Annotated in this window: 20 protein-coding genes; 4 read left to right on the plus strand and 16 right to left on the minus strand. The window is 59.4% G+C overall.

Annotation, left to right across the window (positions count from 1 at the left end; genetic code table 11):
• Positions 1–9: 9 nt before the first annotated feature.
• The gene (locus tag ACOYO3_RS10580; protein ID WP_002524688.1) at positions 10–1410 is read right to left on the minus strand and encodes a mycothione reductase; all 1401 of its coding nucleotides are present in this window, start codon (positions 1408–1410) and stop codon (positions 10–12) included.
• A 110-nt stretch (positions 1411–1520) separates the two neighbouring features.
• Positions 1521–1793: a hypothetical protein gene (locus ACOYO3_RS10585; RefSeq protein WP_002518729.1), complete on the minus strand. Its 273-nt coding sequence runs from the start codon at positions 1791–1793 to the stop codon at positions 1521–1523.
• Between ACOYO3_RS10585 and ACOYO3_RS10590 the strand changes: the two genes are divergently transcribed.
• From ACOYO3_RS10590 to ACOYO3_RS10605, 4 genes are all read left to right on the plus strand, one after another.
• On the plus strand, positions 1693–2238 hold the full coding sequence (locus tag ACOYO3_RS10590; RefSeq protein WP_230606515.1) for a DUF5134 domain-containing protein: 546 nt from the start codon (positions 1693–1695) through the stop codon (positions 2236–2238). The genes ACOYO3_RS10585 and ACOYO3_RS10590 overlap by 101 nt on opposite strands.
• Positions 2239–2241: 3 nt before the next feature.
• Positions 2242–2430 (plus strand): hypothetical protein, encoded by a 189-nt coding sequence (locus tag ACOYO3_RS10595; protein ID WP_002525213.1) that lies wholly within the window; start codon positions 2242–2244, stop codon positions 2428–2430.
• Between the two features lie 503 nt (positions 2431–2933).
• Positions 2934–3521, plus strand: a complete 588-nt coding sequence (locus tag ACOYO3_RS10600) for a hypothetical protein (protein ID WP_002520002.1) — start codon at positions 2934–2936, stop codon at positions 3519–3521.
• A 216-nt stretch (positions 3522–3737) separates the two neighbouring features.
• Positions 3738–4532: an SDR family NAD(P)-dependent oxidoreductase gene (locus tag ACOYO3_RS10605; RefSeq protein ID WP_002517548.1), complete on the plus strand. Its 795-nt coding sequence runs from the start codon at positions 3738–3740 to the stop codon at positions 4530–4532.
• A gap of 11 nt (positions 4533–4543) precedes the next feature.
• Here the strand turns inward: ACOYO3_RS10605 and ACOYO3_RS10610 are convergent, their stop codons facing one another.
• From ACOYO3_RS10610 to ACOYO3_RS10675, 14 genes are all read right to left on the minus strand, one after another.
• Complete coding sequence (locus ACOYO3_RS10610) at positions 4544–6007, minus strand: GerMN domain-containing protein (protein ID WP_002524686.1); 1464 nt, start codon at positions 6005–6007, stop codon at positions 4544–4546.
• A complete protein-coding gene (gene ccsB, locus ACOYO3_RS10615; protein WP_002520000.1) occupies positions 5994–6887 on the minus strand; it encodes a c-type cytochrome biogenesis protein CcsB in 894 nt (297 codons plus the stop codon). Before ccsB ends, ACOYO3_RS10610 begins: the two co-directional genes overlap by 14 nt.
• Positions 6884–8473 (minus strand): cytochrome c biogenesis protein ResB, encoded by a 1590-nt coding sequence (gene resB, locus ACOYO3_RS10620; RefSeq protein WP_002525513.1) that lies wholly within the window; start codon positions 8471–8473, stop codon positions 6884–6886. Before resB ends, ccsB begins: the two co-directional genes overlap by 4 nt.
• Positions 8473–9183, minus strand: a complete 711-nt coding sequence (locus tag ACOYO3_RS10625; protein WP_002519998.1) for a cytochrome c biogenesis CcdA family protein — start codon at positions 9181–9183, stop codon at positions 8473–8475. Before ACOYO3_RS10625 ends, resB begins: the two co-directional genes overlap by 1 nt.
• A 47-nt stretch (positions 9184–9230) precedes the next feature.
• Positions 9231–9800: a TlpA family protein disulfide reductase gene (locus tag ACOYO3_RS10630; RefSeq protein WP_002517223.1), complete on the minus strand. Its 570-nt coding sequence runs from the start codon at positions 9798–9800 to the stop codon at positions 9231–9233.
• Positions 9797–10513, minus strand: a complete 717-nt coding sequence (locus ACOYO3_RS10635; RefSeq protein ID WP_002517064.1) for a histidine phosphatase family protein — start codon at positions 10511–10513, stop codon at positions 9797–9799. Before ACOYO3_RS10635 ends, ACOYO3_RS10630 begins: the two co-directional genes overlap by 4 nt.
• Before the next feature lie 22 nt (positions 10514–10535).
• A complete protein-coding gene (locus ACOYO3_RS10640; RefSeq protein WP_002517192.1) occupies positions 10536–12251 on the minus strand; it encodes a uroporphyrinogen-III synthase in 1716 nt (571 codons plus the stop codon).
• Between the two features lie 123 nt (positions 12252–12374).
• The gene (locus tag ACOYO3_RS10645) at positions 12375–12716 is read right to left on the minus strand and encodes a glutaredoxin family protein (protein WP_011183652.1); all 342 of its coding nucleotides are present in this window, start codon (positions 12714–12716) and stop codon (positions 12375–12377) included.
• A 19-nt stretch (positions 12717–12735) separates the two neighbouring features.
• Positions 12736–12837: a 30S ribosomal protein bS22 gene (locus tag ACOYO3_RS10650; RefSeq protein WP_002550589.1), complete on the minus strand. Its 102-nt coding sequence runs from the start codon at positions 12835–12837 to the stop codon at positions 12736–12738.
• 135 nt (positions 12838–12972) lie between these two features.
• The gene (gene proC / locus ACOYO3_RS10655) at positions 12973–13764 is read right to left on the minus strand and encodes a pyrroline-5-carboxylate reductase (RefSeq protein WP_002517422.1); all 792 of its coding nucleotides are present in this window, start codon (positions 13762–13764) and stop codon (positions 12973–12975) included.
• Complete coding sequence (locus tag ACOYO3_RS10660) at positions 13761–14804, minus strand: aspartate-semialdehyde dehydrogenase (protein WP_002517116.1); 1044 nt, start codon at positions 14802–14804, stop codon at positions 13761–13763. The genes proC and ACOYO3_RS10660 overlap by 4 nt, the downstream gene beginning before the upstream one ends.
• A 44-nt stretch (positions 14805–14848) precedes the next feature.
• Positions 14849–15619 carry a CPBP family intramembrane glutamic endopeptidase gene (locus tag ACOYO3_RS10665; protein WP_002525514.1) on the minus strand — a complete coding sequence of 257 codons (771 nt, stop codon included), beginning with the start codon at positions 15617–15619 and terminating at the stop codon, positions 14849–14851.
• Between the two features lie 65 nt (positions 15620–15684).
• A complete protein-coding gene (locus tag ACOYO3_RS10670; protein ID WP_002518720.1) occupies positions 15685–16581 on the minus strand; it encodes a proline dehydrogenase family protein in 897 nt (298 codons plus the stop codon).
• Between the two features lie 62 nt (positions 16582–16643).
• A complete protein-coding gene (locus ACOYO3_RS10675) occupies positions 16644–17471 on the minus strand; it encodes a sugar phosphate isomerase/epimerase family protein (RefSeq protein WP_002518719.1) in 828 nt (275 codons plus the stop codon).
• Positions 17472–17570: the final 99 nt, after the last annotated feature.

The raw sequence follows: 17570 nt of genomic DNA on the forward strand, positions 1-17570 counted from the left end.
GGCGACCCGTCACCTCGTGGTATCCATTTCCTTGCCAAGCCCCAGCAGGGCACTTTCGACGACTTCAGAGAGGGCAGGATGGATCCAGTACTGCCCACGCGCCATTTCGTCGACCGTCTGCCCAACGCTCATCCCCTGAATACAGGTCTGAATGAGGGTGGACGCTTGGGGCCCAATGATGTGCGCCCCCAGCAAAGTCCTCGTCTGCGGATCTCCCAGCAGCTTGACGCAGTGCCCCTCGTCCTCCATGGCCCACCCATAGGCGACGTCCGCGTACTCCTGAAGGTACGCCGCGTAAGGAGTGTCGGATTGCAACAGTCCCTGCTCCGTGGCACCAACCGACGCCACCTGCGGATTCGAAAACACCGCGTGCGGCACGAAGCAATGATTAGAACTAGCCAGATCGTCAGGATGCAACAGGTTGTGACGGACCACACGCGCCTCATGATTGGCCACGTGTTTGAGCTCCCAGGGGGAGCACACGTCGCCTAGGGCCCAGATATGCTCAACGTTGGTGCGCTGGTGCTTATCGACCACCACGAACCCGTCGTCGTCAACGTCAACACCGGCCGCCGGCAGGTTAAGGCGATCCCCGTTGGAGACCCGACCGGTGGCATTGAGAACGACATCTGCCGGATAGTCGTAGTCGACCCCATCACCGTCGACGGTCAGCACCACCAGGTGACCGCCGGGGTCACGGTCAACACCCACCAGCCCCTCCGCCATCCGCAGACGCACCCGACGTCCCATCTGTTCAGTGAAGCGCTGCGAGATCTCGCGATCCTCGTGACGCAGCATCCGGCCAGAACGGTTGATAACGGTCACCTGGGACCCGAGCCCAGAGAAGATGTGAGCGAACTCCGCCGCGATAAGCCCGCCACCAAGGATCACCAGACGCTGCGGAAGCTCCGCTAGCCTCATGATGGTGTCGGAAGTGTGAATCAACCCAGCCATGCTGGGATCGTCGAGACCAGGCACATCAGGCACTCGCGGACGCGATCCAGCCGCCAGGACAATCTGGTCAGCAGTAATACACCTGCCTCCCACCTCAAGGGTGTGTGCATCGATAAATGCCGCCTCGCCGGTATAAACGTCAATATTGTCTAGTCCCTGTCGGTACGAAAGCCCGGCCTTAGATATGGAGTCGATTCGGCCAAAGATCCGGTCACGGATCGAGGCAAAGGATGCTCCGCGGAACTGCAGGTCGACTCCCACTCGGACAGCCTCGGACGGCGAGGACGCAAAGTCCGCCGGGAGCACGAACATCTTCGTAGGTATGCAGCCGACGTTGAGGCAGGTGCCCCCAAACGCACCAGAATCGATGATCGCGGCGCGTCGATCTGCGAAGTCTTCATCCAGGATCGTGTTTCCCGACCCCGAACCGATGACGACGATGTCGTAATGCTCCATGTCACCAGTGTGTCATCCCGGGCCCACGCGGATCCCGTCAACCTGCTGCAGGCGCGGATCCAGTGATGTCGAGCAATGCCATGTAGGGTGATCGCCAGCCCCAGCCGGTTTCACAGGAGCGGAATGTTCACCCTCACCTCAACGCCCGTCACCTTCATCGGGCTATTGATCCTCTTTGCCTGGTCACTCGTATGGTCAGTACGAGATGCCATCAAAGCCCCCACTGTCGTGACACGAATTTCCACCTGGGTCCACGTCGTCATGGCCGTGACCATGATCCTCATGGTGCCGAAGTCATGGTGGAAACCCATTGTCCCTGCCATCGGCGGCCCCATTACCCCTGTCATCATCTTCGCTATATGCACCGCATGGATGGTGTTCATGGCCGCGTGGCGATCCTCGTGGTCGTCATGGGGTCACGCCGCGATGTTCGCAGCGATGGTCTGGCACCTGGCCGCGATGCGCAAGATGTCCTCGCTCATGACTGCCCCCCGGGATTCTGGCATGGGCCAGATGAATCACACGCACAGTGGCATGCATGGTCCCGGCATGCAGACGGCTATGAATGCTGCCATGCACGACTACGCCGTGGTCGGTGTTCCGCTTATGGTCGCCCTGCTAGCCATGGCCGTCGCCGGGCTATGGCGGGCCATCAGCGGCCGCGCGGAAAACCCAGGCAAGGCGCCCACCTGCCACGTAGTCGCTACCGAGCCCCTCGCAATCCGGCTCTCCGGACTCGCTGACTTCGCCATGGCCTTCGGCATGGCGTGGATGAGCACCGGACTGTTATCCCCTGTCATGCCTTTCACGGCACACCTCCACCCCTGACCTGTGACGTGGAGGCCACCGGTCGATACTGGCAAGCAGCAAAGCCCCCAGACCATCAGGTCCATACGCGGGCACATCACCGGACAAGCAGAGTCGACCGAAACAGATCGGTCGGCAGCGACGGTTAACCCATCGACACGAACCCCATGGCCGACGTTCCACCATTGCAGGGCTAACTATCACATCATCTAACTTCTAGAATATCATCACATGAGCACCAGCAACCAAAGCACAACAGAATCCAAAGACGCTCAAGCAATAAAAACAGAAATATTCGATCTATACAGTGACATCACCAAGCCAAAATCACCCCATAGAACAGGCAGGCCGGGTAAAATGTCGCCGAACAAGCAGTAGCATTGGGGAGAGTAGCCGTAAAATACAACAAAAGTATTTTTGATGTGTGCGAGATGCTACACGAAAAGAAAATAGAACAAAGAACGATAGAGCGACAGAACTATAATCTTTTTAATAGATTTCGTCTCCAAATAGGAGACCTCTGCGATAGATTTAACTCATATTACTACAATAGAGCCAAGACAGTAGATCAAAAGATATTCTACGATATATGCTCAACCTACAAGCAAAACGCCAGGCCAACAACAAGCGTCACCGAGCTCCGCTCATGCCTGTGCGACACCGCAGCTAGATGCAATGCCACCCCGCATGCCGTCTGGGCAGCAGCGGAACAATACATGTCCCACAGTCTTAGAGCCGTAAGGAATAGCCTCGACTACACAAAGCCAAACTATTGGATCCGGCTTCTACTTTCAGTAATTTTTATAACCCTCATGTGCTTAGTCTGCGATCTGCCACGCGTCATAAAATCTCTATCAATTATAGAAAGCATAGGGTTTATCATTGCCACTGCACTATTTACCGCAGACTTCGTTTTTATTTTTCTCCCAGTGACAACCCAATGGCTTAGAGTCAACAAGTTGTCAACCAAATTCCTTGAGGTTCTGTTTTCAGTATTTTCATTCCTGATAGTATATCAGTTCCAAGCTTCAAAAATGACATCAGCATCGACGCCATATCTGATGGTAGATATTTGGCTCATTGTTGCCATTTTTATTATGTGGCTTATCACTCATAATAAGGCCAATGAAGTCGTCTCTCAGCAAGATCATATCCGCGACCTGCAAGATCAGCTTCAGACGTTGAGAATGTCGGAGCCGCAACAAATAGTAGAGCCAGACACAGTTGGACATGCCCCGAAGGAATCGTCCCGCCTCCGACTCCTGGGAATGGTCATTAATCCATTTCAACGTCCACGTTTCTAACGGTCTCAGGAACCGACCAGCCACCCCACAGATCCAGACATTTAGACGCAAAGCTGGCTGCCAACTCGTTCCCAGGCTGGCATGCCCGCGTACAACCAGTTTGACTGCCAATCCCCCAGACAGCCCTACCAAGACCCACGCGCACTACAGACGATTGGGCACCCCGAACTCACCTGCGCAGCATGCACTCCGGTGACAGCGTGGAAGACTTGAAACATGAATGACATGGAGGCGACTCGCGACGAACGCCCGTGGGCACTGGTGAGCGGGGCCAGTGGTGGTCTAGGGCAGGCATTTAGCCGCCATCTGGCCAGCTGCGGCGTCAACCTCGTTGTGACCGGACGGCGGCATGACGTCCTCGACGACCTCGCCGACCAGCTCACCACCAGGTACGGAATCCAAACTATCGTTCATCCCTGCGACATCTCCTCGGCATCAGAGCGGTTAGCCCTTGTCAACGAGATTGCGGGACGCGGGATCATCATCGACACCCTCGTCAACAATGCTGGATTCGGTGCTGCTGGCCGCATCGCTGAGACCGACCCGGAGCGTCAAACCTCCCAGGTAGAGGTCAACTGCGAGGCTGTCGTGCACCTGTGTGGGTTACTGCTGCCTGGCATGATCACAGCCAAACGTGGGTCGATTATCAATGTCGCCTCTACTGCGGCTTTCCAGCCCATTCCACAGTTCGCCACCTACGCGGCATCGAAGTCCTTCGTGCTGTCCTTCACCCGTGCCCTATGGGCTGAGACCAATGGCACCGGGGTGCGCGCCACCGCGATCTGCCCTGGTCCCACCGAAACCGGGTTCTTCGACGTCGCCGGGGTACCGCGTATGGCGGCCGGTGCTCGGCGTGACCCAGACGACGTGGTCCGTACCGCCTTCGACGCTCTAGCCCGTCATCGCCCCTACGCCGTTGACGGTTTCGTTAACCGCACCGTCGCGCGGCTGGCGCCACATCTACCGGCGCGGCTGGTGATGACTCAAGCCGAGAAATACCTCCAGGTCTGAAGCCAACGCACCTACTTGGCCGTGATGACCTTCTCGTCGGCGATGTGGGTTCCCTCGCGGATGATTAAGTCGTATTCCCCTTTCGGCATGGTGAAGGTGGCGTGCCACGGCCGCCACTTGTCACCATCGTTAGCCGATAGATTGATCTGTCCGCTCGTGATGATCCGGCTACTCTGAGGGGGCCTTACTTCATAGCTCATGACGGATACCGTCGGCTGTGCCACACCACTAATGGTGATCGTGCCAGCCGACATGTCGGCACCAGCTTGAGGCGAGTCCACCCACACCCGGGCGCACCGAGCAAACCCCTCGTCGACGAAGTCCGTCGCCGGCTTGCCGATAATGGGCAGATTCGGAGAGCCGTCAACAAGGATGCGCACTGATTTGTCGCCGGTACGGTCACCGACGGCAGCCGTAGCCGTGGCGACGAGCTGCTGAATAGCGCGTTGCACCTGCTCACCGTTCTTGAATTGACTGAAGGCTGAGGCGGAGAGGTCGAGAGTGATCCGGTTACCCTTCACCGTAGCCCGTTTCACCTGCCCAGCTGCCCAACCCGAGGTGTAATTCGGGTCTAGAGGTGCAACATTGAGGACGGCGCCGACGGCCGTTCCTAGCCGGTCACCAGAGGTGGGAAGATCACGCAGCTCACGGTGGATGAGGCCGTCGTCGCGACCCAGGTAAAACACGTCGAGACCAGTCTGCAGAGTCGACAGTGACTGACTACTGGACTCTGGGGTCCGGATAGACGGTAAAGCCTCCGGATCCCCCATCGTCGAGCCGTTGCCCGACCCCAGCAACGGCAAAAGCACACCGACCAGGAAGGCTAGCCCACAGGCGAGCACAATCACCCAGGTGGTAGGCCTGCCACGATGGGGGCGGCACGCGATCTGGGATATGATGGCGTCATAACGCGACATCGGATGGATCGACTCCGCGAAGGTTTCTAACGCAGAACGCACGACTGCTTCGACTCGGGGGTCGGCGTGGCCCGGATTCGTTTGCGATCCCGGACGCAGCCTCTCTCCAATGGCAATAAGGCCCTTGGTCTCGTTATTGCGCACTGCGCTGACGCTCATGCCAAGGGTCTCAGCGATGTCATCGTCGGAGAGGTCCGGCGTAGCCAACTTAAGAACGAGCACCTCGCGCTGACGAGCCAGCAGACCCCTCAGGCACCAATAGGCCAGGTCTTCAGGAGTTTCGGGTGGGGTGGCATCCCGCTCAGCTGGCTGACGGCTCCTCGCCTTGTTCACGACAGCAGTGCGCACATACGACACGGCATGCTCATACGAATGTAGTTTCGGATCACGCAAGTAACTTGTGGCGAAGGCCGCGATCACCGCATCCTCAGCTACTTGCTGGTCCGCCAACAGCAAGGTGGCCAACCGCACGAAGGCGTCCCACCTCTCTTGGTAGAGCTGGGGAAGCCAATCGTCGCGGGATTCAGAAAAGGAACCTGTCATGTCAGATTCCGGCATACGAGTGAAGACCGTTAAAGATCAAATTGACACCGACGAAATTAAACCAGAAACAGGCCGCACCAACGATCGCTATCAGGGCGGCCCGGCGACCGCGCCATCCGGCAGTGGACCGGGCGTGGAGATAAGCCGCGTAGACCACCCAGGTCACCAAAGACCACGTCTCCTTGGGATCCCATCCCCAGAAGCGTCCCCAGGCGTAGTCAGCCCACACTGAACCAGCAGCGATAGTGAAGGTCCAGATCGGGAAGCCGATCGCGTGGGCGCGATATGCCAGAGCGTCCATGGATTCCAGGGGAGGCAATTTTGCCACCAAACCCTTGACGGGAACTCCGGTCCGTTGGGCCTTTGCCTGGGCGTTCGTGGCGATGAGGTACATGATTGAGGCGATAGCCCCGACGTTGAGGGCGGCTGCAGCGATACAAGCGGCAACGATGTGAATAACGAACCACACGGAATGCAGAGCCGGCACGAGCGGCGCTACGGCCACGTAGAACACCGTTGCTGCCAGCCCGTTACCAACTGCTAGCAGCAGGGTGACGGCGATACCCATCCATCTGACGTGGTGGATGGCGACGAGCACAAGGTAGGCGATGACGACGAAGAACAGCGCCGAGGTAACGAATTCGTACATGTTGCCCCAGGGCAACCGATGAGCAGCAATACCACGGCAGACGACACCGATTGCTGCGCAAGCCGCACCCAGCACGGTGAGGTTGAGCCCCATACGACCCCACGTTTCCGAGCGCAGACGCTCCTCGTGGCTGGGATGTTCGGTCCCCCGCACACTGGCCCACTCCACGGCGTGGGCGAGGAAGGCAAGCATATAGAGCACCGCCGCGGTGACGATCCCAACGGCAGACAGATTCTCCACACTCACGAGTGCTCCTCCCCGACATCGCCAGACATGCTATCCCCATGTAGTGCAGCCAGCAGAGAGTTTACGTCGTCCACAGCCCCGGATCGGGAGTCACTGCGATCTAGGCCACCAATCTCTACTCTCAAGCCGTCATCACCAGGAATAGTCCTCACCCACACCCGCCGGGACCGCGAAAACAAGCTCACACATAGCCCTGCCACTGACAGCACCACCGACAAGAACGTCAACGGGAGCCCCGGGTTCTGGGACACCTGGATCTTGGCCCACCTCTGCCAGCCATTGAACTGGATCGACCCCTTGCCGTCGGGCAGTTTGTACCTCTGACCTGGGGATAGCACAAAGCGGGCCTTGTCCTTACCGTTCGTCACCTGGGTCAGTCCCGTGGTGTCGAGGGTGTAAATATTTGACGGCACCCCCGTCTCCACAGTCGGTTTGCCATACCAGGCGGTCAGATACAGCTGCGGGTTAAGGGCGTCGGGGAAAAGGGACGTCGGACCACCGGCCGTGATGGCGCCAGTCGGTAGAAAGAACCCTTGAAAGGCCAGACGATCCGGACGGGCGTCGGGAACTTTGATGACGCCGACAGACTTGAAGTTGGCGTCCTGTGGCAAAAAGACAACCGGTCCGGAATAAGCCACCTTGCCATCACCGTCACGGACGACGACATCCGCGGCGTATCCGTGCCCAAGCAGGTGTACCTTTGTTGATCCAATCCGCAGTGGGTGGTTGACCTGCAAATCTCGGGTCTGCGTCTTGCCGCCCATGGTGAGGTCGACAGTGGCGTCGAAGGAACGGGCGGCGCCGCGCTGCACCGTACCAGTCTCAAAAGAGACCACGAATTTGCGCAGCTTCATGGAAAACGGGGTGAGATTATCGGTATCGACCATCGCCCCAGCCTTGAATTCGTCGTACTGAGTGATGCTGTTAGAAAAACCCTGACCCTCCACAACGACAGAAGTTCCCTTGAACCCCCATAAAGTGTTCCAGCCGACGCCAACAAGGACAAAGACCAAGAAAATATGGAATACGAGGTTGCCCGTCTCGCGATGACGTCCGGCCTCGGCGCGAAGGGAGCCGTCGTCGTCAACAACGAACCGATACCGGTGTGATGTCAACCACTGCTGAGCGCGTTGACTAACCTCCGCTGCGGAAGCGGAGGTGATCATCGAGGCGTGGGCTGCTAGCCGGTCCAGCCTGGCCGGAACGCGGGGAGGTTGACGGCGCAGGGCCTTCGCGTGGCTGACGATGCGCGGAACAATGCAGCCGATAAGGCTTATCAACAACAGGAGGTAGATCGCCGAGAACCACACCGAGGTGTAGACGTGGTACATCCCCAGCGGACGACATATGCGGTCCAGAGTCGGATGGTTGGCGGCGAAGTCAGAAACCTTCATCGCGCTCTGAGCGCTCTGCGGCACCACCGAGCCTGGGATGGCAGCTAGCGCAAGCAAAAAGAGCAAAATGAGGGCCGTCCTCATGCTCGTCAACTGGCCCCACACCCAACGCATGAATGGGCGAAAACCCAGCCCGCTGTTCCCAGACGGTGAGGCCGTCGTCACTTTCGAATCCGTCACGGAATCGCCCATCAGATCACCGCCCCGAACTTAGCTGCCCAGGCTCGTAGCATCGCCATAATCGATTCCCACCATCCGGTGACCAACAGCACACCAACAGTCATCAGGAGTATTCCCCCGAAGCGCTGTACACCGTGCTGGTGGGTCCGCATCGCGTCAATCGTGCGACCCATCCACACCACAGCAGCAGCCGCCGCAATAAACGGAATTCCCAAACCCAACGAGTAGCAAATGGCCAGTACCGCACCTCGTACCGCTGATCCCTGGGTCAAGGACAGCCCATAAACCACCGACAGCGCCGGCCCAATGCATGGGGTCCAGCCCAGCCCGAAGACGATTCCTAAAATCGGTGCGGCGGCCAACCCTGCTCGGGGCAGACGATGGATCCGCAGTTCGCGCCGACCTAGCGGAACAAGCCCAGCAAACATCGCCCCGAGTACGACGGTCAGCGCTCCAACGATGATCTCGATGGCGCGACGATGGCCCACGAGTACCTTGCCGAGGGTGCCAATAATCGTCCCAGTAGCGACGAAGACGACGGTGAAACCCACCACGAAAAGGACTGTGCCCACCACAGTACGTGCCCGACGCTGTCCTTCAATGACGTCTGCGGCCCCCAGGCCTGTCACATAGCTGAGATAGCCAGGGATGAGAGGCAAGACGCAAGGGGAAAAGAAGGACAACAAACCGGCAAATACCGCCACCGGGATCGCTCCGGCCATCGATCCAGTCAGTGCCCCGGCTGCCCACGATCCCAGGTCGAGTGGCGTCACTGGCTCTCCTTGGCAACATCATTAATCGCCTGGACCAGGGTGGCGGTGCTCACCTCTCCCACGAATCGGGCGGCCGAGCGGCCCTTGCGATCGATGACGAGGGTGGACGGAATCGCTTTGGGAGGCAATTCGGTGAACTTGAGCAGCAATGCCCCATCGGGGTCATAGAAACTCGGATAGGAGATATGGAACGTTCGGGAGAAGGCCTGCGGCGGTCCAGGGTCAAGATCGCGCGTATTGATCCCATAAAAGGCTGCGACGTTCTTGGTGCTATCAGCCGCTTTCACCAAGGCAGGAGCCTCATGACGGCACGGCGCGCACCATGATCCCCACACATTGACGACGATGACCTTGCCCTTGGCGTCAGCGGTGCTGATCTTCTTACCGTTCAGATCGGTCCCGGTGAGGACCGCGGCAGGCTCCCGCTTATCGGCTGGAAGTTTTGACCAGGATCCGTCTCCGGCTGCGAATCCCTTGTCATCACTGGCCGAGGTTGACGAACATGCTGAAACTCCGGTCACCACAAGAGTCGCCGCAGCAAGGGTGGCGATGAGCCGAGTCTTCACCCCTGGGCACCACCTGCAGAGATATTGGCCCGACGATCCTTCGCCGGAATGAGGTCACGTGCCGGCTCGCAATAGTCAACGCGGACGATGCGACCATGTAGCACCCCAAAACTCGTGACCGAGGCTAGGGTGCACTTACGAAAGCGCGGATCGTGAGGAAGGCGTCGTCCCTCGGCTGCGCAGCGCGCAATCCAGATCGGCAGTTGGTGGGAGACGATGAGAGCCTGACCGCCTGCGGGGACCTCTTCCGCCGCTCGCATGATAGCCCGGGTCATTCGCTCGGCGATCTCAACGTAAGGCTCACCCCAGCTAGGAGTCAAGGGATTCGACAGATAGCGCCAATTACGAGGACTGCGCAGGGCCTTGTTGCCTTTGCCAAAGACCTGGCCTTCGAAGACGTTGGCCGCTTCAATGACGTCAGAATCGATGCGCACCTCAAGTCCAGGATGCAGCGCGGCGATGGGGGCCATCGTCTCCCTGGCGCGCTCCAAAGGGGAACTCACCAAGGCCGATAGCTCGGCACCGGCAAAGTGCTCAGCTGCACGGGCAGCCATCCTTCGCCCCAACGGAGATAGGTGGTACCCAGGCATACAGCCGTACAAAACCCCAGTCGGGTTATCGACTTCACCGTGGCGCAGCAGGTGGACAGTCGTCGTGGCGCCCATCGTCTCCCTTTCCGATACCTCGCGGGCGGCGAACCCCGCCCTGCCCATGACCTTACGTCATGGGGCTGTGTCAGCGTGACGGATGACGGCCACGACGCTTGCGCTGGGAGGGCCGAACTACCGGCAGGCCCTTGGCAACCATGTCGTCACGGCGCTTCGCAGCGAAATCCGCCAAGGCGTCAGCCAAGCTCAACGCAGTCGGCTCGGGGGCTATGACATCGACGGTCAGGCCGTGCTCACGGCAGGTTTCAGCGGTGCGCATACCAACGGCGGCGACCACGGTGTGCTTATGTGGTTTTCCGGCAATACCGACGAGGTTGCGCACAGTCGTCGAGGAGGTAAACACGACGGCGTCGAATTTGCCGGTCTTAATGGCTTCACGGGTCTCAGCTGGCGGCGGGGCAGCTCGCACGGTGCGATACCCGACGACGTCTTCGACCTCCCATCCCAGTTCAGATAGGTCGGCCGACAGGGACTCAGTGGCGATGTCGGCACGCGGCACGAAAACGCGGTTAATGGGGTCGAGGGCCTCGTCAAAGGCCGGGAATACCGCGGCCAGAGCTCGGGTGGACTGCTCGCCCGATGGCACGAAATCGGGTCGAACACCCCATTCAGCCAAAGCGTTGATAGTCGAGTCGAAGATCGCGGCAATCCGCAAGCCTGAGTACGCGCGAGCGTCCAGACCGATCTGCTCTAGCTTCTCCGAAACGGCACGTACCGCGTTGGCAGAAGTAAAGACGACCCACTCGTAACGTCCCTCAACAAGACCGCGAATAGCTTTATCCATCTGCTGAGGAGTACGCGGAGGCTCCATCGAAATCGTGGGAACATCAAGGGAATGAGCACCGTAACTCTGTAGTCGCGAGGGCAGGGTCGCGGAGTGGTCACGGGTGCGCGGGATGAGAATGTTCCAGCCAAATAACGGCTTGGACTCGTACCAATCGAGCTGCTCACGTTCGGGGGCTTCGACAACTTTGCCGATGGCGACGTGAACCGGCTCAGCGTCACCCAGGCGCGCTGTCTTAGCGGTCTGTGGTAACTCACCGAGGGTGACGGTATGAGTGGTCTGCTGGGTCGTCGCGCCATGGCAGATAAGGGCCGCGGGCTCATCCTCACCGCGTCCAGATTCAATCGCGTGTTTGACGACTTCTTTAAGCTTGCCTGCCTCGGTATTGACGACGACAAGCCCCTGATCTGACCAGTTCGAACCATGTCCAGCAATATCGCGCTGACATGCAGCGTCCCCGATGAGCTGGACGTCATGGCCATGCAAGGTCAGTCCGGCGTACTCCGGGACAGCGGTCATGCCAGTGACACCGGGAACAACGTCGACGTCATAATCAGCGCGAGCCACAGCGGCAGCCTCCGCGCCAATATCGCCATCAAGGAAAGGATCCCCAGAAACGAGACGAACGACTTCAAGGCCTTGGGAGGCGGCATCAATAACGGTGGCAGTAACGTCAGCGCAGTGTTCGTCCACGTCGACGGGAGTCGGAGCGCCAGTCCCTGGCTGACTGGGTAGGACGGCGGCTTCTTCATCAACACCACCCGCCAACACGATTCTGACGTCGGGGCGAAGTCCAAGAAAATCACTGCCCAGCAGCATGCGGTGCTCAGCGCACGAAATGACGATGACCTGAGCGCGATTGATGGCGTCAACAGCTCCAAGGGTCAACAGATTCGGATCTCCTGGACCGGTACCCACAAACTGCACCCTGGCCTGAGACGACGCAGTGCCCAGATCACCGGCCGGCTGCGGCGTCGGCTGGTGAGCCTCGTCAGTCATCTGGAGTCCTTCCGGTGTCTGTCGTCATGCCAGGCGGTGTGCTCCGGCATCGGGCATCGAGGTCAATAGTGCTGGTCTGTGAGGAAAGGCGCAAACCTGCCCGTCAACTGGACGTCCCGGCTATCAGGGCAACACTGCCGGGAGCGAGGGGCCATCACGTAAGGCTGACAGGAAGGTGTCAGCGTCAAGGGTCCAATAGGAGATAAGCGTGCCATCAACGAAAATTACCGGGACATGATCGCCCCAGCGGGAGCGAAAGTCCTCATTGGCATCGACGTCAACGATCATCGGTTCAGGCACGAGATCGCGATGTTCCTGTCTCAAACGTGCAACGAGGCCGATGACCTCATCGCACAAATGACAGCCCTGTCGGGTGACAATAATGACGCGCCCCTCGACCAGCGGGTCGAGGGGCCGTAATTCACCGCTGCGGAGGGCAGCCATGCCATGTTGATGCCGCCACATGTCACAACCGCCCGAAGTGTCACTTGCCGGCGCGACGACGCTGGATGCGCGTCTTCTTGAGCAACTTGCGGTGCTTCTTCTTCGCCATGCGCTTGCGACGCTTTTTGATCACGGATCCCACGGTCAACCTCTTTCGTTGAAACTGAAAGCTTGGTGCACCCAGGTAGGTGCGAAGTTCTTGGCCCACCGACAAGGCGGACAGAGGGGTACTCTACGCTGTGTCGACCATGGGATCCAAAATCGCCGCACCAACTCATCAGGACAGGCCAGCGGCGCGGTCCCGACATGCCGTCATCGCATCGGCGAAAACGGAGCGCACACCTCCGGCCTCCAATGCGGCTACGGCAGCCGCAGTGGTACCACCCGGGCTCGTCACCTTGGATCGCAGGACCGCAGGGTGCTCGCCTCCTGCCAACAACTCAGCCGAACCGGCTAACGTCGCTACAGTAAGTTGGCTAGCCTGGTCGCGCGGCACACCCAGCGCGACGGCAGCATCGATCATGGCCTCTGCTACCAAGAAAACGTACGCCGGACCCGATCCCGACACGGCTGTGGCAGCATTATGCAGCTCCTCAGGCACAGTGACGACGACTCCCACCGATTCGAGTAGGTCACCCACCTTCTTAGCCGCATCCTCGGAGCCGGGAGCGGAACTCACAATGAACGCCCCTTTGCCCACCCGAACTGGGGTGTTTGGCATTACACGGACGATCTTTCCCTGCCATGCCATGAGCAACTTCTCAGTAGTGACACCGGCAGCAATGGAGACAACCACCGCATCAGCTTTCAGAGCACCCGAGACTTCTTCCAGCACGTCAACGGCCGCGTAAGGCTTGACGCCGAGGATGACGAGGTCGGCGTCCCGCACAGCTGTGGTGTTGTCACCGCTCGTAGTTACACCCAAAGTGTTGGCGATTTCGTCGCGATGGGACGCCGATCGCGCGGTTGCCACGACGTCCTCGGCCTTCATTTGTCCAGCGTCAATGAGTCCACCAACAAGCGCCCCAGCCATCGTTCCACAGCCCAGGACGGCAATCTTCCCGCTCATTCGGCAGCCACCAGCTCAGCGAGCTGCACCGCGTTGAGGGCCGCGCCCTTGCGCAAATTGTCCGCAGCGCAGAAGAACACCAGACCTTTGCCAGCCGGTGCGGACTGGTCAGCACGAATACGACCAACCAACGAGGGGTCAATTCCGGCTGCCGACCGGGGATCCGGGACGTCGACGACCCTGACTCCAGGTGCCTGCGTCAATAGCTCAGTGGCCTTCTCAGGGCTGAGGCTCTCACGGAACTCAGCATGGACGACAAGCCCATGACCGCTATACACCGGAATCCGCACGCAGGTCCCCGCAACCAGCAAATCAGGAATATGAAGGATCTTGCGAGACTCATTGCGAAGTTTCTGTTCCTCGTCAGTCTCGCCGCTGCCATCGTCAACAAAGTTTCCCGCCACCGGAAGAGCGTTGAACGCGATCGGTGCGACGTAAGGCCCAAGGTCCGCCACCGGCACACCACGGCCGTCCAGCGCCAGGCCTGCCGGATCGTCAATAGCCGTGGTTTGGTCGGTGAGGGCTCGTACTCCGGCCACCCCAGACCCCGAAACAGCCTGGTACGTAGCGACGACAAGGCGAGTCAGACCGGCAGCGTCATGTAGCGGTTTGAGCACCGGCATTGCGGCCATCGTCGTGCAGTTGGGGTTAGCAATGATCCCTTTGGGACGCTTAGCGACATCTTCGGGATTGACCTCGCTGACAACCAGCGGGACGTCAGGATCGCGTCGCCAGGCGGAGGAGTTGTCGATAACGACAGCCCCGGCAGCCGCCACGCGAGGGGCAAACTCGCGGGAGGTTCCGCCACCCGCAGAAAAGATCGCAATATCAAGTCCAGCAAAGTCAGCCGTCGCGGTGTCCTCAACGACGACTTCGCTGTCACCCGAACCGTTATTCCACGACAACTTCTGACCAGCCGAACGGGCGGAAGCGAAGAACCGCACTTCATCGGCGGGAAAATGACGCTCGGCTAGCAGGGTGCGCATCACCCGGCCAACCTGTCCAGTGGCTCCGAAGACTCCAAGCTTCATGATCCCCATGGTACGGGCAGGGGACGACAGGTTCGCTGAGTGTCCGAATTGCCTTATAACCAGCTGACGCGACCAGCCAGATAGGCGTATCCCAGGAAGGAGACAATGTCGAGGAAGGCGTGCGCCACGATGAGGGGTAAGAGCCGACAGCGACGAGAGAAAACCCAGCCCAGGAATAGGCCCATGACGATGTTGCCGATGAAGTCGTCCCAGCCCTGGTAGAGGTGGTAGGTGGCGCGGATGATGGCCGAGGTGAAGATAACCATCGTCGTCGACCATCCGATCTGACCCCACCTCGTAAAGAGGTAGCCGATCATGACAGTTTCCTCAAGGACTGCGTTCATCCCTGCCAGCCCGATGAGAACCGGGGCCGTCCACCACACATGCTGCAGGTCAGCGGCCCGAACAGTGGTGTTGAAGCCGAGAGCATGCGCCGCCCAGTAGAAACCAAGCCCGGGGATACCAATAATGGCAGCCAGCATCGCCCCAGCTCCGACGTCACGTCCCCATCCTGGCGCTTCCAGCCCCAAAGCGCGACGGACGCCCTGTCGCGGCGGCTTGACCTGGGCAAGCAGGAGGACCGCCAGCAAGGCTGGCACGACTCCGAAAGCGATGTCAGACAGTTGATACAGCAGATCGAGCCATGGACGCCCCGGAGTCACGGAGGAGTTGAGCGTGGAGGTCTGCTGGTTCATCGGCACACCTCGAGTGAGGCGCTCGATCATCCGCAGAATTGAGTACCACGCTGACTGCCCCAAGCTGACAGCCAGCACGAACATCGTCTCCCAGAGCAGGCGCCGATCCGCCGCGCGATCCCTCATCATCCCCCGACGAGGCCTCTCATCCAGGCACCGGCGGGGGCCGAGGGTGCTCGTGTTATTCCGCATCATCAACGCCTCTCCACCAGCGATCGCCCAAACAGCCAAATATTGCCCGGCCTCTCGACGATTCGTCGAGTGCAGTACCGGTACCAGTCATGGCCATAGGGCAGATAAACCCTCATCCGATGGCCAATGTCCACCAGTCTCCGCTGCTCTAAGGGACGGATTCCTTGCAGCATTTGGAACTCCAGCTGACGATCCAGACTTGCCATAAGTTGCTCACCGAGCGCCACAAAGACGGGATCATGGCTGGCTAACATCACCGTCGAAGGACCGGTCATGAGAGCGCGCAGACAAGCCGCCATTCTCAGATCGACGTCGTGTGGACGGATCAAAGTAACGGAACGAGGGCCGGTGTACGAGCCTTTGCACAGCCTGATGCGGCGTCCCGGAGCAGCCAGTTCTCGAACCTGCATGAGGGAATCGTGGCGTGCAGCCTGGATGACGATGCCGGTGTTTTCGTATTCGCTCAGCAGATCCATCACAATGCGATGCGAGCGGTCATGGATGTCGGGGCCTTCGTCGTCAACGGTCACAGCAACGTGGTTGTCGCGAGCAACCTGGCAGACCTGTCGGGCGTGGTCCCGGGCCAGATCGTCGCTGACTTTCAGCCCCAGAGCCGCCAAGCTAATCGACACTTCAGCATGACCATTAAAGGACGGATCAGCGCCGAGTCTCTCGATAACCCCGCACAGCCTGACCATTGCTCGTCGGGCCTGGGCTAGGTCAGCGGGATCGGGATCAAGGGGGTGCAGGCTGACGTCTAGGCCCTTAGACACCTGATCAGCAGCCTTATCGACCGCCGATGCGACGTCTTCCCCCGCAACGTACGTCACAGCAATCTCACGAGCGATTCGAGATCGGGACACCTTGTGAGCGATCGTGGGGTCCATCGCCAATCGCATCGCAAGACGTCGACCCGATGCCAGCAGAGCTCTGCCCCGGAAATCATGTCGACTCTCCGTCACTACCGGGCCCCTTCCCACGCCTGGCCAGATCGGCGAGCAAAGATGCCACGATCAATCGCCAACCTGGTCTGCGTCAGAGTTTCAGACAATGCTTCGAAGCGAGCACCTTGGCCCGCACCCTCGCCAGAGAACTTACGAGTGTTGACCTCTAACACAATGTCCCCGTCAAATCCACCCGTTACCGCTCGCTCGATGACCTCCCAGGCATGCTGGTTTCCCTGGCCGGGTAAAAGATGCTCGTCCTTAAAGGTACCAGAGCCGTCCGTCAGGTGGATGTGACGCAATCGTGAACCCCACAGATCAACCAGGGTACGAGAGTTCATCTGGGCGGTTGCGGCGTGAGAGAGGTCCAAGACGAGGTGGTCGTAACTGAGGTTTGTGGGGTCAAACCCCGGCGAATAAGCAGCAAAGCGACCCGCTGGAGTACGCCACGGATACATGTTTTCTACGGCAAAGACGAGCGGGAAGTACTTCTCGTTGAATTTGGCAATACCTTCTTCAAATCTACCCGCATAGTCACGCTGCCAGCGGAAGGGAGGGTGAACGACAATGAGCTTGGAGCCGAGCCGTCCAGCAGCTTCGGCGGCGTTATCCAACTTGCCCCACGGGTCACTACCCCACACATTTGGCGTAACGAGCAGACACGGCGCATGGATCGACGACACTGTGACGCCATACTCAGCCGACAAATCGACGATCCGGTCAACGTCTGCGGCGACTGGATCGATACCGACCATCAACTCGACTCCGTCATAACCGATAGCCTTAGCGCGAGCGAAAGCGTCGGCGGTCGACTCAGGGTAGACCGAGGTCGTCGACAACGTCACACGGGGGGCGACTGAGGCAGACGTGGTCGTCGTTTCAGAAAGTCCGAAACAGTCAGGCACATGCTCAACCTACCGTGCCCAAACCGATACCGTGACGGA

The organism is Cutibacterium sp. KBN10P07758 (assembly GCF_050286205.1).
Lineage (GTDB): Bacteria > Actinomycetota > Actinomycetes > Propionibacteriales > Propionibacteriaceae > Cutibacterium > Cutibacterium acnes.

Excerpts from the sequence above, each read along its gene's own strand:
- ACOYO3_RS10645 (WP_011183652.1), bottom strand. The coding sequence starts at position 12,716 with ATGTGGCGGCATCAACATGGCATGGCTGCCCTCCGCAGCGGTGAATTA.
- ACOYO3_RS10600 (WP_002520002.1), top strand. The coding sequence starts at position 2,934 with ATGTCCCACAGTCTTAGAGCCGTAAGGAATAGCCTCGACTACACAAAG.
- ACOYO3_RS10610 (WP_002524686.1), bottom strand. The coding sequence starts at position 6,007 with ATGCCGGAATCTGACATGACAGGTTCCTTTTCTGAATCCCGCGACGAT.
- ACOYO3_RS10640 (WP_002517192.1), bottom strand. The coding sequence starts at position 12,251 with ATGACTGACGAGGCTCACCAGCCGACGCCGCAGCCGGCCGGTGATCTG.
- ACOYO3_RS10585 (WP_002518729.1), bottom strand. The coding sequence starts at position 1,793 with ATGAACACCATCCATGCGGTGCATATAGCGAAGATGATGACAGGGGTA.
- ACOYO3_RS10590 (WP_230606515.1), top strand. The coding sequence starts at position 1,693 with ATGGTGCCGAAGTCATGGTGGAAACCCATTGTCCCTGCCATCGGCGGC.
- ACOYO3_RS10605 (WP_002517548.1), top strand. The coding sequence starts at position 3,738 with ATGAATGACATGGAGGCGACTCGCGACGAACGCCCGTGGGCACTGGTG.
- ACOYO3_RS10665 (WP_002525514.1), bottom strand. The coding sequence starts at position 15,619 with ATGATGAGGGATCGCGCGGCGGATCGGCGCCTGCTCTGGGAGACGATG.
- ACOYO3_RS10660 (WP_002517116.1), bottom strand. The coding sequence starts at position 14,804 with ATGGGGATCATGAAGCTTGGAGTCTTCGGAGCCACTGGACAGGTTGGC.
- proC (WP_002517422.1), bottom strand. The coding sequence starts at position 13,764 with ATGAGCGGGAAGATTGCCGTCCTGGGCTGTGGAACGATGGCTGGGGCG.
- ACOYO3_RS10635 (WP_002517064.1), bottom strand. The coding sequence starts at position 10,513 with ATGGGCAGGGCGGGGTTCGCCGCCCGCGAGGTATCGGAAAGGGAGACG.
- ACOYO3_RS10625 (WP_002519998.1), bottom strand. The coding sequence starts at position 9,183 with ATGGCCGGAGCGATCCCGGTGGCGGTATTTGCCGGTTTGTTGTCCTTC.
- ACOYO3_RS10580 (WP_002524688.1), bottom strand. The coding sequence starts at position 1,410 with ATGGAGCATTACGACATCGTCGTCATCGGTTCGGGGTCGGGAAACACG.
- resB (WP_002525513.1), bottom strand. The coding sequence starts at position 8,473 with ATGGGCGATTCCGTGACGGATTCGAAAGTGACGACGGCCTCACCGTCT.
- ACOYO3_RS10670 (WP_002518720.1), bottom strand. The coding sequence starts at position 16,581 with ATGCGATTGGCGATGGACCCCACGATCGCTCACAAGGTGTCCCGATCT.